Origin of the sequence: Erwinia sp. MYb375, assembly GCF_037479175.1 — a bacterium.
Lineage (GTDB): Bacteria > Pseudomonadota > Gammaproteobacteria > Enterobacterales > Enterobacteriaceae > Erwinia > Erwinia rhapontici.
The window spans coordinates 1582276-1596742 of the sequence record NZ_JBBGZS010000023.1 but is presented as its reverse complement, the minus strand read 5'-3'; the positions used below and the strand labels follow the sequence as shown (position 1 = coordinate 1596742).

The 14467-nt window shown below is 57.8% G+C and carries 12 protein-coding genes; 11 read left to right on the top strand and 1 reads right to left on the bottom strand.

The genetic code is table 11. The features are described 5' to 3' along the window. The first annotated feature begins 40 nt into the window (after positions 1 to 40). The 3 genes from nuoM (at position 41) to WH279_RS20105 (ending at position 3558) form a co-directional block, all read left to right on the top strand. Positions 41 to 1561, top strand: coding sequence for an NADH-quinone oxidoreductase subunit M (gene nuoM, locus WH279_RS20115; RefSeq protein WP_133841408.1), 1521 nt, complete (start codon positions 41 to 43; stop codon positions 1559 to 1561). A 6-nt stretch (positions 1562 to 1567) separates the two neighbouring features. After that, entirely contained in the window at positions 1568 to 3025 is a 1458-nt protein-coding gene (gene nuoN, locus WH279_RS20110; RefSeq protein ID WP_133841409.1) for an NADH-quinone oxidoreductase subunit NuoN, read from the top strand. A 74-nt stretch (positions 3026 to 3099) separates the two neighbouring features. After that, complete coding sequence (locus WH279_RS20105; RefSeq protein ID WP_339458177.1) at positions 3100 to 3558, top strand: GNAT family N-acetyltransferase; 459 nt, start codon at positions 3100 to 3102, stop codon at positions 3556 to 3558. A 46-nt stretch (positions 3559 to 3604) separates the two neighbouring features. On the opposite strand, the gene WH279_RS20100 is transcribed toward WH279_RS20105, so the two are convergent. Beyond that, entirely contained in the window at positions 3605 to 5263 is a 1659-nt protein-coding gene (locus WH279_RS20100; RefSeq protein WP_339458175.1) for a glucan biosynthesis protein D, read from the bottom strand. Between the two features lie 334 nt (positions 5264 to 5597). On the opposite strand from WH279_RS20100, the gene elaB reads away from it, so the two are divergent. The 8 genes from elaB (at position 5598) to WH279_RS20060 (ending at position 14311) form a co-directional block, all read left to right on the top strand. Beyond that, positions 5598 to 5909 carry a stress response protein ElaB gene (gene elaB, locus WH279_RS20095; protein WP_339458173.1) on the top strand — a complete coding sequence of 104 codons (312 nt, stop codon included), beginning with the start codon at positions 5598 to 5600 and terminating at the stop codon, positions 5907 to 5909. A gap of 146 nt (positions 5910 to 6055) precedes the next feature. Continuing rightward, positions 6056 to 7312 carry an isochorismate synthase gene (locus WH279_RS20090; RefSeq protein ID WP_339458171.1) on the top strand — a complete coding sequence of 419 codons (1257 nt, stop codon included), beginning with the start codon at positions 6056 to 6058 and terminating at the stop codon, positions 7310 to 7312. Positions 7313 to 7397: 85 nt separating this feature from the next. Next, complete coding sequence (gene menD, locus WH279_RS20085) at positions 7398 to 9068, top strand: 2-succinyl-5-enolpyruvyl-6-hydroxy-3-cyclohexene-1-carboxylic-acid synthase (protein WP_339458805.1); 1671 nt, start codon at positions 7398 to 7400, stop codon at positions 9066 to 9068. After that, positions 9065 to 9832 carry a 2-succinyl-6-hydroxy-2,4-cyclohexadiene-1-carboxylate synthase gene (menH, locus tag WH279_RS20080; RefSeq protein ID WP_339458169.1) on the top strand — a complete coding sequence of 256 codons (768 nt, stop codon included), beginning with the start codon at positions 9065 to 9067 and terminating at the stop codon, positions 9830 to 9832. Before menD ends, menH begins: the two co-directional genes overlap by 4 nt. A 9-nt stretch (positions 9833 to 9841) precedes the next feature. After that, a complete protein-coding gene (gene menB, locus WH279_RS20075) occupies positions 9842 to 10699 on the top strand; it encodes a 1,4-dihydroxy-2-naphthoyl-CoA synthase (protein WP_339458167.1) in 858 nt (285 codons plus the stop codon). Further along, a complete protein-coding gene (menC, locus tag WH279_RS20070; RefSeq protein WP_339458165.1) occupies positions 10699 to 11667 on the top strand; it encodes an o-succinylbenzoate synthase in 969 nt (322 codons plus the stop codon). The genes menB and menC overlap by 1 nt, the downstream gene beginning before the upstream one ends. Then, positions 11649 to 13034, top strand: a complete 1386-nt coding sequence (menE, locus tag WH279_RS20065) for an o-succinylbenzoate--CoA ligase (RefSeq protein WP_339458163.1) — start codon at positions 11649 to 11651, stop codon at positions 13032 to 13034. The genes menC and menE overlap by 19 nt, the downstream gene beginning before the upstream one ends. Positions 13035 to 13120: 86 nt before the next feature. Then, positions 13121 to 14311 carry a nicotinamide mononucleotide deamidase-related protein YfaY gene (locus WH279_RS20060; protein ID WP_200642950.1) on the top strand — a complete coding sequence of 397 codons (1191 nt, stop codon included), beginning with the start codon at positions 13121 to 13123 and terminating at the stop codon, positions 14309 to 14311. The last annotated feature ends 156 nt before the right edge of the window (positions 14312 to 14467 follow it).

Here is a 14467-nt window from a genome sequence, read left to right as displayed (position 1 = left end):
CCCTATACAGAATAAAAATCGCAATAAAGGGAAAACCGCCATGTTATTACCTTGGCTAATATTCATCCCGTTTGTCGGTGGGTTACTATGCTGGCAGCTGGAGCGCTTCGGGCCTAAGCTGCCACGCTGGATTGCACTGATCGCAATGGGGCTGACGTTTGTGCTCTCGCTGCAACTGTGGCTGCAGGGAGATTACTCACTGACTCAGGCGGCGGGCTTGCCGCAGTGGCAATCTGAGTTTTCCGTGCCGTGGATCCCACGCTTCGGTATTGAGTTCCATCTGGCCCTGGATGGTCTGTCGCTTCTGATGGTGGTGCTGACCGGCCTGTTAGGCCTGATGGCTATTCTCTGCTCGTGGAATGAAATCGAGAAATGGCAGGGTTTCTTCCATCTGAACCTGCTGTGGATCCTCGGTGGTGTAATCGGCGTGTTCCTGGCAATGGACATGTTCCTGTTCTTCTTCTTCTGGGAGATGATGCTGGTGCCGATGTACTTCCTGATCGCACTCTGGGGCCACAAAGCCTCTGACGGGAAGACGCGTATTTCTGCTGCCACCAAGTTCTTCATCTACACCCAGGCCAGTGGCCTGGTGATGTTGATTGCCATTCTGGCGCTGGTGTTTGTGCACTACAACGCAACGGGCGTATGGACGTTTAACTACGAACTGCTGCTGAAAACCCCAATGACGCACGGTGTGGAATACATGCTGATGCTGGGCTTCTTCATTGCGTTCGCGGTGAAAATGCCGGTGGTGCCGCTGCACGGCTGGTTACCGGATGCGCACAGTCAGGCCCCTACGGCAGGTTCGGTTGACCTGGCGGGGATCTTGCTGAAGACCGCGGCCTATGGCCTGCTGCGTTTTGCCCTGCCGCTGTTCCCGAATGCCTCTGCCGAGTTTGCACCGATTGCGATGTGGCTGGGGATTATCGGGATCTTCTACGGCGCATGGATGGCGTTCTCGCAGTACGACATCAAACGTCTGATTGCCTACACCTCGATTTCCCATATGGGCTTCGTGCTGATTGCTATCTACACGGGCAGCCAGCTGGCGTTCCAGGGTGCCGTCATCCAGATGATCGCGCATGGCCTTTCCGCTTCTGCGCTGTTTATTCTGTGTGGACAGCTGTATGAGCGCCTGCATACCCGCGATATGCGTCAGATGGGTGGGCTGTGGTCACGTATCAAATGGCTGCCGGGTCTGTCGCTGTTCTTCGCCGTTGCTAACCTGGGGATGCCGGGCACCGGTAACTTCGTCGGTGAATTCATGATCCTGACGGGCAGTTTCCAGACCGTGCCGGTGATTATTGTCATCGCCACCTTTGGTCTGGTGTTCGCTTCGGTGTACTCGCTGATTATGATGCAACGCGCTTACTACGGTGCGCCGAAGTCAGAAACGCCGCTGCGGGGGATGTCTGCACGTGAGTTCCTGATGATCATGGTGCTGGTGGTCCTGCTGGTGTTGCTGGGTGTTTATCCGCAGCCGATTCTGGATACCTCTCATGCTGCGATGAGCAATATTCAGCAGTGGTTTACTGCTTCAATTTCAACTACAAGGCCGTAATTCGCCATGACAATAACTCCTCAACAATTGATCGCGCTTCTGCCGCTGCTGATCGTCGGATTGACGGTGGTAGTTGTGATGCTGTCCATTGCGTGGCGACGCAATCACTTCGTCAATGCGACGCTGGCAGTCGTCGGTCTCAACCTGGCGCTGTTTTCACTGTATTTTGTTGGTCAGGCAGGACCCATGGATGTCACCCCGCTGATGCGGGTGGATGGTTATTCGATGCTGTATACCGGGCTGGTGATCCTTGCCAGCCTGGCCACCTGCACCTTTGCCTATCCGTGGCTGGCAACGTACCCGGACAACCGTGAAGAGTTCTATCTGCTGGTGCTGATTGCTGCCCTCGGTGGCGTGGTGCTGGCCAGTGCGAACCATCTGGCATCGTTGTTCATTGGTATTGAGCTGATCTCGCTGCCGCTGTTTGGCCTGGTGGGCTATGCCTTCCAGCAAAAACGCTCGCTGGAAGCCGCCATCAAGTACGCCATCCTGTCGGCAGCGGCCTCATCGTTCCTGCTGTTTGGTATGGCACTGGTGTATGCCGACTCAGGTAACCTTGCCTTCGCATCATTGGGTGCGAGCCTGAATGACGGTGTGATCAACCAACCGCTGCTGTTAGCGGGCCTGGGCCTGATGATTGTCGGCTTTGGCTTTAAACTGTCACTGGTGCCGTTCCATCTCTGGACGCCGGATGTTTACCAGGGCGCACCTGCACCGGTATCCACCTTCCTGGCGACCGCCAGCAAGATCGCCATTTTTGGCGTGCTGATGCGTCTGTTTATGTATGCGCCAATGGCGGATAACGAAGGTGTGCGTACCGTTCTTAGCCTGATCGCCGTGGCATCCATGCTGTTCGGTAACCTGATGGCAATCTCGCAGAGCAATATCAAGCGTCTGCTGGGTTACTCCTCTATCGCTCACCTTGGTTACCTGCTGGTTGCCCTGATTGCGGTACAGACCCATCAGCTGTCGATGGAAACCGTTGGCGTTTATCTGGCCGGTTATTTGTTCAGCAGCCTCGGCGCCTTCGGTGTGGTCAGCCTGATGTCGAGCCCCTACCGTGGCCCGGATGCAGACTCTATGTACTCTTACCGCGGCCTGTTCTGGCACCGTCCGATCCTCGCCTCAGTCATGACCGTGATGATGCTGTCGCTGGCGGGTATCCCGATGACGCTGGGCTTTATCGGTAAGTTCTACGTGATTGCTGTCGGTGTCAGCGCACACTTGTGGTGGCTGACCGGGGCTGTGGTGCTGGGCAGTGCCATTGGCCTGTACTACTATCTGCGTATGACCGTCAGTCTGTATCTTTCACCACCGGAACTGTCCCAGCGTGATGCGCCGGCCAACTGGGCATTTACTGCCGGTGGTGTGGTGGTGCTGATTTCCGCGATTCTGGTGCTGATACTGGGTATCTTCCCGCAGCCGCTGATTTCGCTGGTGAAACTGGCGCAGCCACTGATGTAATTTGATGCAAGACAGGTAATAATCGGGCCCACAGTGGCCCGATTTTTTTTGCTTCAGTCTGAGGAGTTAAGTTGATGGACATCACCTGGCAGGACCTGCACCACAGCGAACTCGATACCACCCAGCTCTATCGGCTGCTGGCACTGCGCAACGCGGTGTTTATCGTTGAGCAGCAGTGCCCGTATCTCGATATTGATGGCGCGGATCTGGTCGGTGAAAACCGCCATCTGCTGGGTATCCTCGACAATCAGCTGGTTGCCTGTGCACGCATTCTGATGCCTGAAGGGGAGGGCCAACCGGTGAAGGTTGGTCGGGTGATTGTGTCCGGAGAGGCGCGCGGGCTGAACCTGGGGAGTCGGCTGATGGAGCAGGCCATGAATAGCTGCGAACGCCACTGGCCAGGGCAGCCCATTTTTCTTTCTGCACAGGCGCATTTGCATCGTTTCTACGCACGTCAGGGGTTTGTGGCGGTCAGTGGGGAGTATCTGGAGGATAATATTCCGCATATTGATATGCAGCGCACGTCTGGTTAGCGATAGCGTTTGGACCTGGCCCTTGACCGGCCAGGTCCAAACGTGATTAACCCGCGGTCATAACCCGGTCATCCACGTATTTACGCTTATCCGGCGGTGGTGGAACATACTGATACAGCCAGGTTTCGCTTAACGTTTCATCTTTAGTCCGCAGGAACAGACGCATATTCACCGGATCGGTGGAATCACTGTCTGGATACCAGTCGAAGAGAATACGGTAACCATCAATCGGTTCAACGTAGAGGATCTCAACCTGCTTCAGCGTACCGGAGGTGACGTTAATCACCGGCTCAATGCCTTTCGGCGCTGCGGCTTTCAGGTCACCACCCACAAAGTCAACCGCGAAACGGCGTGACCAGACGTTCGGGTAATGCTCGCCCGGTGCCCAGCCTTCCGGGAAACCGCCCATGCCGGTGCGGGTGGCATTAACACGTGCCAGACCGCTACGTACCGGTGGCAGGCCGCTCCAGTAGAGTTTGTAGGAGAAGCTGTGCTCGCTCCCGGCTTTAATGGCATCGGCTGGCTGCCAGAAGCAGACAATATTATCCAGCGTTTCACCCGTGGTCGGGATCTCCATCAGGTTAATCGCACCTTTACCCCATTTACCGACCGGTTCCACCCACAGGCTTGGGCGCTTGTTGTACCAGCCAATGACATCCTGATAACTGTCGAAGTCATGATTGAGCTGTAACATGCCAAAACCACGCGGATTTTCATCCTGATAGGCGTTAAACGTCAGACGCTGCGGGTTGTTCAGCGGGCGGCAAATCCACTCACCGCTCCCTGTCCACATGGCCAGACGATCGGAGTCGTGGATCTGCGGATGGATGGTATCGCACATACGGCGCTCGTTATTGCCGCAGCTGAACATGGTGGTCATCGGCGAGATACCCAATTGCTGGATATCCTTGCGCGCATAAATGTGGTTTTCCACTTCCATCACCACGCGTTTATCTTCGCAGTGAATGGTAAATTTAAACGCGCCGGTGCAGCTCGGGCCATCCAGCAGGGTATATACCACAAAGGTGGTGTCATCGGCTTTCGGTGTTTCGAACCAGAAGGCGGTGAAGTCCGGGAACTCTTCTTTACCGTTACTGAAGGTGTCGATGGCTACGCCACGCGCAGACAAACCGTACTGGAAGGTTTCATCGACAGCACGGAAGTAGCTGGCGCCGAGGAACGAGACGATGTCGCGTTTTGCCAGCTCGGGTTTTTTAAATGCGCGGAAACCGGCGAAGCCGAGGTCGGTTTTGCCTTCCAGCTGTTTGGTGTCGACGTGAGCATTGTTGTAGTTAAACAATTCAGGGCGGAAGTGAATTTCACGCGCTTCACGACTGGCACCATCAACAGAGAACATGCGGATACGGCGCTTAAAGCCCATCCCCACATGGAAAAACTGAACGTCAAGCTGACGGTTGTCGATGCCGTTCCACAGCGAATGATTGGCATCGTACTGGATTTCGTTATAGGCCTGCGGCGTCAGCGTTGCCAGTGTTTCAGGCAACGGAGCCGGAGCACCACCATAGGCCTGTTTTGCCATATCGGCGGCCATTTTTTTAAGCACATCAAAATCAAATCGCTTTGCGGAACCATCGGCAATCCCGTCTTCCGCCCAGGCAGCCTGGGAGAACAACGTGGATAAACCCGACATCCCACTGAGGGTTGCGAATGCCATTGACGCTTTCATAAACATTCTTCGATTCATGCCGGAAATAATTTCCTCAGGTGAACGGAGTTTGTAGTGACTGTCGTGCGTTTGCACGCATTCGCTTCGCCGGATAAAGGTCCGGTTACAGGGAGTTACGACAGCTTGCCTGGGTAATGATTCAGTTCACGCAAAATTTATCAGATAAATCTAACTACCGCAGTGGTTTCGCATGTGAATTAACGTAAATATCGGGAAAATAAGCACCCTTTGACCCGTATAACTCTCCCTGAACACACCATTCTCAGTCGATTCCTGGCGGTTTTAATCAAGCAGAGCGGCAAAAACTGTCTATAGTTACCTGACGAAGATTTTTCGCCCAAGGAGAATGGAAATGGCAACAACGACTGAACCACATGAAACTCGCCTGGATGACGATCTGGCGCTGCTCACTGAAACCCTGGAAGAAGTGCTGAAGTCGTCGGGCGATCCGGCCGATCAGAAATATGTTGAGCTTAAAGCGAAAGCGGAAAAATCACTGAACCAGGTGAAGTCCCGCATCAGCAATGCCTCGGATACCTACTATGTGCGTGCCCGTCAGGCGGTTACGCGTGCTGATGAATATGTTCACGATAAACCCTGGCAGGGGATTGGTGTAGGCGCCACTCTGGGCCTGGTCATCGGCCTGCTGCTGGCGCGTCGCTAATTCAGTAGAACAACAGGCAGTAGCACAACAGACGTCCTCCCGGACGTCTGTTCATTTCTCTCCCCTGTTTTCAGATCAATATCCTGCCTTGCCAATCCCGTTAATATAACTGCCCATCTGTTTTCTACTTTTCTATTGAGGTCAGCGTGCAACTTGCTCAGGCGATAGAACAGCTTCGCGTACAGCTCGCACAGGTGAGCGAATCGGGGCCCGGTGAGCGGCAAATCAGCGTGCACTTTTCCCCCGAAACCGATGCGCTGAACTGGCTGGCCTCCCAGACCCGCTGGCCCCAGTTTTACTGGCAGTCGCGCAGCGGTGAAGAGATCGTGGCAGCCTGCGGTGCGCTTGAGCGGTTTCAATCAGTTGCAGAGGCTACCCTGCGCTTGCAGGTATTGCCGCCGGGCTGGCGGGTGTTTGGCGCAAATGCCATTTTTGGCGCCAGCGACCTGTTTCTGCCTGTCCTGCTGTGGCAGCAGGACAGTGCAGGGCACCACTTTACGATCAATCTGGTCAGCGACGGTTCGTTACAGCAGGAAGCCCGGCGTTTGCTGCACTGGCTGGCAGGCTTGCGCCCGGTGCAGCCGGCTACATCCTTACCGAATTATCATCGCGTGCATCATGCCCCGGATAAAGCGGGCTGGGTCCAACGGGTTAACCATGCGTTGACGGCTATAGCCGCTGGCGAACTGGAGAAAGTCGTGCTGGCACGCGTCAGCGATTTCAGCCTGTCTGGCCCCTTGTCTGCCGCCGCCTTGCTGGCCGCCAGCCAGCGCATTAACCCCCATAGCTACCATTTTATGTTGGCCACAGAGGAACATCAGGCGTTGGTGGGATCCAGCCCTGAACGGCTGTATGCCCGCGAAGGCAGCCAGCTTTCGAGTGAAGCCCTGGCCGGAACGGCTGACGTGCATCAGCCAGGGTTGCTGATGGATAAAAAAAACCAGTGGGAAAACAGCCTGGTGGTGGAAGATATTCGTCAGCGGCTGACGGATATTGTCACTGAACTGGACGTCATGCCCGCAGAGTTGCTGCCGTTGCGTCATCTGCAACATATCCGGCGACCGATCCGTGCGCGGTTAATGCGACCAGACGATGCGCAATGCGTGGAACGCCTTCAACCCACAGCGGCCGTTGCCGGGATGCCGCGTGCCGCTGCACAGGCTTTTATTCGCCAGCAGGAACCCTTTAGTCGTGGCTGGTACAGCGGGTCGGTGGGGTATCTGTCGCAGTCACACAGCGAGTTTGCCGTGGTGCTCCGTTGCGCGCAGGTGTCGGGGGCGCACGTTCGCCTGTACGCCGGCGCCGGGATTGTCAGCGGCTCCGAACCCGAGCGGGAGTGGGAGGAAATTGAACGTAAAGCGGCGACGCTGGGCACGTTACTCACGGCGGAAAACCAGGGGTAAAACTGGCCCAAATCAAAAAGGACCTCAATTCAGCTGATTATAATAGCGCCAGGATTTTTGATCTGGAGTGGCTATGCAGCAAGAGATGTCGCACGCAACGTTTAATCGCCGCTGGGCTACCGTACTGCTGGAAACGCTGACGCGCCACAGTATACGGCATATCTGCATTGCTCCCGGGTCCCGTTCTGCGCCGCTGGCTCTGGCCGCAGCAGCCAGTGATAAATGGGTGTGTCATACCCATTTTGACGAGCGAGGCCTCGGTTTTCTCGCGCTCGGTCTGGCCAAAACCATTCATCAACCGGTGGCGATCATTGTCACCTCCGGAACGGCGGTAGCCAACCTTTATCCCGCGCTGGTTGAAGCACATCTGACCGGCGAAAAACTGGTCGCCATCAGCGCCGACCGCCCACCCGAATTGATTCACTGTGGCGCTAATCAGGCCATTGAACAGCCTGGTCTCTTTGCGTCCCACGTTTCCGCTGCACTCAACCTTCCCCGGCCTTCACCGTCGATCCCCGCACGCTGGCTGGTCTCGGCCATCGATACCTTGCTGGCACAGCAGCAGCATGGCGGCGTGCATATCAACTGCCCGTTTGCTGAACCTCTGTATGGCGCTGACAGCAACGATTACCTCGCCTGGCAGGATGAACTGGGAAGCTGGTGGGACAGCAACGAACCCTGGCTGAAATATCCACAGCGCAGCCATACCCCCATTGAAGAAGACTGGTTTTTCTGGCGCCAGAAACCTGGGGTGGTGATTGTCGGGCGCGTCAGCGCTCAGCAGCAAGGCCAGCAGGTGGCCGAGTGGGCGGAAATGCTGGGGTGGCCGCTGCTCGGTGACGTGGTGTCACAAACCGGGCAACCACTGCCTGGCGCGGCCTTATGGCTGGGGCATCCATCGGCACAGCGGGCCTTGAGTGAGGCGCAGATCGTGGTGCAGTTCGGCAGCAGCCTGACGGGAAAAAACCTGCTCAACTATCAGAATGACAGCGGCACTGAGATGTACTGGCTGATCGATGCATTACCGGGGCAGCGCCATCCGGGGAACCGCGGCGGGCGGCGCATTCAGGCCAATATTTCTGACTGGTTGCAGCACCATCCTGCGGCGCCTCGTCAGCCCTGGTGTCCACAGCTGGCGCCGCTGGCTGAACGTACCCGGGACTATCTGCAACAGCATTTGCAGCAGTTTGGCGAGGCACAGCTGGCGCACCGTCTGCCCGCATTGCTGCCGGAAAACGGCGCGCTGTTTATCGGCAACAGCCTCGCCATTCGTCTGGTCGATGCCTTTGCACAGCTTCCTGCGGGTTATCCGCTGTACTGCAATCGCGGTGCCAGCGGCATCGACGGGTTACTGGCAACGGCGGCGGGCGTACAGCGCGGCACGGGCCAGCCGCTGCTGATCCTGCTGGGTGATCTCTCCGCGCTCTACGATCTGAATAGCCTGGCACTGTTACAGCAGGCCTCTGCGCCGGTGGTGGTCATCGTGGTAAACAACCAGGGCGGCCAGATCTTCTCTATGCTGCCAACGCCCGTATCTGAACGTGAACGCTTCTTCACCATGCCGCCCAGCGTTGATTTTCGCCATGCTGCGGCACTGTTTGGTTTGCGTTTTGCACAGCCAGGCAGCTGGCAGGCACTTCAGCAGGCGGTTGAACAGGGTTTCAGTTCGGGCATCACCTTGATTGAGGTGGTGGTAGACGGTGATGAGGGTGCACAAACCCTGGCGCACTGCGCCAGCGAGGTAGTCCATTTATGATGCTACATGCGCACTGGCAGGGGCACCATAACAGTACGCGTCCGGTACTGGTCTGGCTGCACGGTTTTCTCGGGAGTGCAACGGACTGGCAGCCGGTTCAGCGCTATTTCAGCCACTGGCCGCTGCTCAGTATTGATCTGCCCGGCCACGGTGGTTCGCGTGCGCAAACCGTCAGCGGTTTTGATGATGTATGCCAGCGGCTCAATGCCACGCTGCAGTATCACCAGGTCGATCGCTACTGGCTGATCGGTTACTCCCTCGGCGGACGCCTTGCGCTCTATCACGCCTGCCGTCACGCCGGTAACGGTCTGGCAGGATTGCTGGTGGAAGCCGGGCATTTTGGCCTCAGTTGCCCCAGTGAGCGTACCAGCCGCCGGGCGCATGACCAGAGCTGGGTACAGTGTTTTCGCCAGCAACCGCTGGAAGAGGCGTTGGACCAGTGGTATCAGCAGCCGGTTTTTGCCGAACTGACCGCAATCCAGCGCCAGCGCCTGGTCGCCCGGCGGCTCAACAATCGCGGTGAAGATCTGGCGGCGATGTTACAGGCCACCTCACTCTCAGAGCAGCCCGACCTGCTGCCGGAACTGCGTGAAAAAACCTTTCCGTTCCGCTATCTCTGCGGTGAGTGGGATCAAAAATTTTTGCAGCTTGCTCAGCAGGCCGCACTTCCTCCTGCGGTTATCCCCGCAGCGGGCCATAACTCGCACCTGGCGAATCCCCTGGCATTTGCCCATCAACTTGCCCGCGTGCTCAATCACCATTAAGGAGCTTTGATGTTGTATCCAGATGAAAGCCTGCTGAAGGCCCCGGCGCAGTGGCGGGATTGCGGCGCTGAGTTCAGCGATATTCGCTATCACAAAACGGACGATGGTATTGCCCGAATCACCATCAACCGCCCTGAGGTACGTAATGCCTTTCGCCCGTTAACGGTCAGTGAAATCCAGCAGGCGCTGGATAATGCGCGGCGTGACCCGGCGGTGGGCGTGATTGTGCTGACCGGCGAAGGTGAACGGGCATTTTGCTCCGGTGGGGACCAGAAAGTTCGTGGCGACTACGGCGGTTATCAGGATGACGCGGGCGTTCATCATCTTAACGTCCTCGACCTGCAACGCCAGATTCGTACCTGCCCGAAACCGGTCGTGGCGATGGTCGCAGGCTATGCGGTCGGCGGCGGACACGTTCTGCATATGATGTGCGACCTTACGATTGCAGCAGATAATGCACAGTTTGGTCAGACCGGGCCGAAAGTGGGCTCCTTTGATGGCGGCTGGGGTGCGGCCTATATGGCACGTATTGTCGGCCAGAAAAAGGCGCGTGAAATCTGGTTCCTGTGCAGGATGTATAACGCACAGCAGGCACTGGATATGGGGCTGGTTAATACCGTTGTACCGCTGGCCGAGCTGGAAAAAGAGACCGTTCGCTGGTGCCGTGAGATGTTGCAAAACAGCCCGATGGCGCTGCGCTGCCTGAAAGCCGCTCTCAATGCGGATTGTGATGGCCAGGCCGGGCTGCAAGAGCTGGCGGGCAATGCCACCATGTTGTTCTATATGACAGAAGAGGGGCAGGAGGGGCGCAATGCGTTCAATGAGAAACGTCAGCCTGACTTCAGCAACTTCCGGCGTAATCCCTGATGCGTCACGCCACGTTATACGGTTATCAGGTCGCCATGGACGCCGGGGTGGTGTTACGAAACCAGCGGTTAAAAAACCGTCAGGGACTGCTGGTGAAGCTGATGGAGGGAGCAGCGCAAGGCTGGGGTGAGATTGCCCCCCTCCCTGAGTTCAGCCATGAGACACTTGAACAGGCGCAGCAGCAGGCGATGAGCTGGCTGGCGCAGTGGTGTGAGGGTGAAACGCCCGCAGAGAGTGAACGGCCTTCTGTGGCGTTCGGCATCAGCTGTGCGCAGGCCGAGCTGACGAACACCCTGCCCGCAGAAGGAGAGTATCGTCTGGCGCAGCTGTGCAGTGGCGATCCGGACGCGTTATTTCAGCAACTGCTGCGTCAGCCAGAGCCGCTGGCAAAAATGAAAGTGGGCCTGTACGAGGCGATACGCGACGGCATGCAGGTCAACCTGCTGCTGGAGGCGTTACCGCACCTGACCTTGCGGCTGGATGCCAACCAAAGCTGGACGCTGGAAAAGGCATTGAGCTTTGCTCGCTATGTGTCGCCGGAGCTGCGTTCACGCATTGCGTTTATCGAAGAGCCTTGCCGTGACAGACAGCAGAGCCTCGCCTTTGCCGCCGAGACAGGTATTAACATCGCCTGGGATGAAACCCTGCGTGACCATGATGACGCACTGACCGCCGCACCCGGCGTGGTGGCCGTGGTCATCAAACCGATGCTCACGGGCAGTATTCAGCGCGTACAGCATCAGGTGTTACAGGCGAAAGCGCAGGGGTTAACCCCGGTGATCAGTAGTGCGCTGGAGTCCAGCCTTGGGCTGACCCAACTGGCGCGGCTCGCACATGAGTTGACGCCGGGCGTGCGGCCAGGGCTGGATACGCTGCAACTGATGCAGCAGCAGGTGTTGCGGGCGTGGCCCGGCAGTGTGTTACCTGTGCAGAACAGAGAGGCGCTGCAATGTCTCTGGCAACGGTAGCCGACTGGCCGTGGCGCGACTGGCAGAAGCGTTGCCCGGCGTCGCTGGCGATTGATAATGGCGAGATTACGCTCAGCTGGCAGCAGCTGTCACAGGCGGTGGCAGAGCATGCTCAGGGCTTTCAGCAGCAAGGCGTAGCCGCCGGAGATGTCGTGGCGCTACGAAGCGCGAACAGTCTGGCGGCGGTGCTGTCGTGGCTCGGACTGATGGCCTGCGGGGCACGAGTGCTGGGGCTTAACCCTCAGCTGCCGGATGCCCAGCTACGCCAGCTGTGGCCGGGGCTGAGGCCGGACTTTATGCTCAATCTTGCCGGGACAACCAGCATGGAGAGGCCAACGCTGGCGTTGCGTCCGGTTACCGGGGATGGCAGCCAGCCGTGGCAGCCGGATAGGATCGCCACCCTGACGTTAACCTCTGGCTCTACCGGGCTGCCTAAAGCAGCAGCCCACACTTTCAGCGCCCATCTGCACAGTGCCGCTGCGGTCATTGAGCTGATGGCGTTGACAGCTGATGATCGCTGGTTATTGTCGCTGCCGCTGTTTCATGTCTCCGGGCAGGGCATCCTCTGGCGCTGGCTGCTGGCCGGAGGCACGCTGGTGATCTCCGATGACGAGGGATTGCATACTGCACTGGCGCGCAGCAGCATCGCGTCCCTGGTGCCCACCCAGCTTTGGCGCCTGCTGAATCAGCCTGCGTTACCCGCCAGTTTGCGCGCGGTACTGCTGGGCGGTGCGCAAATCCCCGCTGAACTGACGCATCAGGCAGAGGCCGCCGGGTTGCACTGTTATTGCGGCTACGGTATGACAGAAACCGCATCGACTCTTTGTGCCCGGCGGGCAGACGAACATCCCGGCGTGGGTGCGCCACTGGCTGGCCATCAGGTCAGGGTAGTCGACGGTGAGATCTGGGTGCGTTCGCCCGCTCTGGCCTCCGGCTACTGGTTACAGGGTGCACTGATACCGTTGACGGATCAGGACGGCTGGTTACGTACCGGCGATTGTGGGCACTGGCATCGTGGCGCGCTGCAGGTCGATGGACGGCGCGATAACCTGTTCTTTTCAGGTGGTGAGTCGGTACAGCCGGAGCAGATTGAACGCATTTTGCTCGCCCATCCGGCGGTGACGCAGGTGTTTATTGTGCCAAAAGTCGATGCGGAGTACGGTCATCGCGCGGTCGCACTGGTGGAAGGCAATATTGGGCTGGCGATGCTGGCCGACTGGGCCGCGCCAAAGCTGGCCGGGTATCAGCGCCCGGTGGCGTGGTATCCGCTACCGGCTGATAACGGCGGGGCGATCAAGCGCTCACGCGTGCAGCTGAAGGCATGGCTGGCAAATCAGACGCAGGCCTGTTTGACATCGCGGGTCTGAACGATTGCTAATGAACTGGAAATTGACGTTGTATTTCTGCCGGGCGCTTCTTACAGTGTAAAGCTTGAGTGTACCCGGAGAACAACATGATAAGAGTGGAAATGCTCGCGACCGGCGACGAAGTGCTGCACGGACAAATCGTCGATACCAACGCAGCCTGGCTGGCTGGCGTACTGTTTGAGCAGGGCTTACCGATGACCAGCCGTCAGACGGTAGGGGACAGCTTGCAGGATCTGGTCACGGTACTGACCGAGCGCAGTAAAGTGGCTGATGTCTTGATCGTGAATGGCGGCCTGGGGCCGACCAGTGATGATCTGAGTGCGCTGGCCGCCGCCACCGCAGCCGGCGTGGATCTGGAAATTCATCCTGAGTGGCTGGCGAAAATGGAAGCCTTCTTTGCCAGCCGTGGCAAAGTAATGGCCGCCAGTAATCGTAAGCAGGCCGAAATCCCGCAGGGTGCGGAGATGATTGATAACCCGGTCGGTACCGCCTGCGGTTTTGCCATGCAGCTTAATCGCTGCTGGATCTTCTTCACGCCGGGTGTGCCTTCCGAATACAAGGTGATGGTCATGGATCAAATCCTGCCGCGCCTGAAAGCCCGTTTCCAGTTGCCCGAGCCGCCCGTCTGCCTGCGGATGACCACTTTTGGTCGTGGGGAAAGTGACCTCGCCTCTGATATTGAGCCTTTAGCGCTGCCGGAAGGGGTGGTGATGGGGTACCGCGCTTCGATGCCGATTATCGAACTGAAGCTGAACGGTCCGGCATCAAAAAGGGCTGAGATGGAGCAGTTCTGGCAGCAGGTGCGTGAGATTGCCGGTGACAGTGTGATCTTCGAAGGGTTTGAAACCTTACCTGAGCAGCTGGCGCGCCGTCTGAAAGAACATAAGCTCACGCTTGCCGTCAGCGAGCAGTTCAGCGCCGGGCTGTTGCAATGGCAGCTCATTTCTGCCGGTGCATCACTGGCGGCGGGCAACGTGTTGCCGCATCAGAGTGAGTCACTGGGCTTGCTGGCGGCACGCAGTCAGCAGCTGGCAAAACAGAACCATGCCCGGTTGTCGCTGGTCGTGGGAAGTCTGGAGGACGATCGTCTGGGCTTTGCTCTGCACACGCCGGACGGCACTTTTGCGCAAAAAGTGAAGTTTAACGTCAGCCGACATGGTCTGAAAGCACGGCAGGAGATGGTGGCCATGCTGGCGATGAATATGCTGCGCCGCTGGTTGAATGGTCAGTCGGTGACCACCGGACACGGCTGGATTGATGTGGTGGAAACGCTGTAAACGCTCCGGGCGAGGCATGCCTCGCCCCTACGTGGTGCGGTGAGGGCATCGATTATCAGTAGGGGTGGGGCATGCCCGACCCGATGTGGTGCGGTGACAGTATCAATTATCGGGAATGTGTAGGGGGCGGGCACGCCCGACCCGATGTGGTGCGGT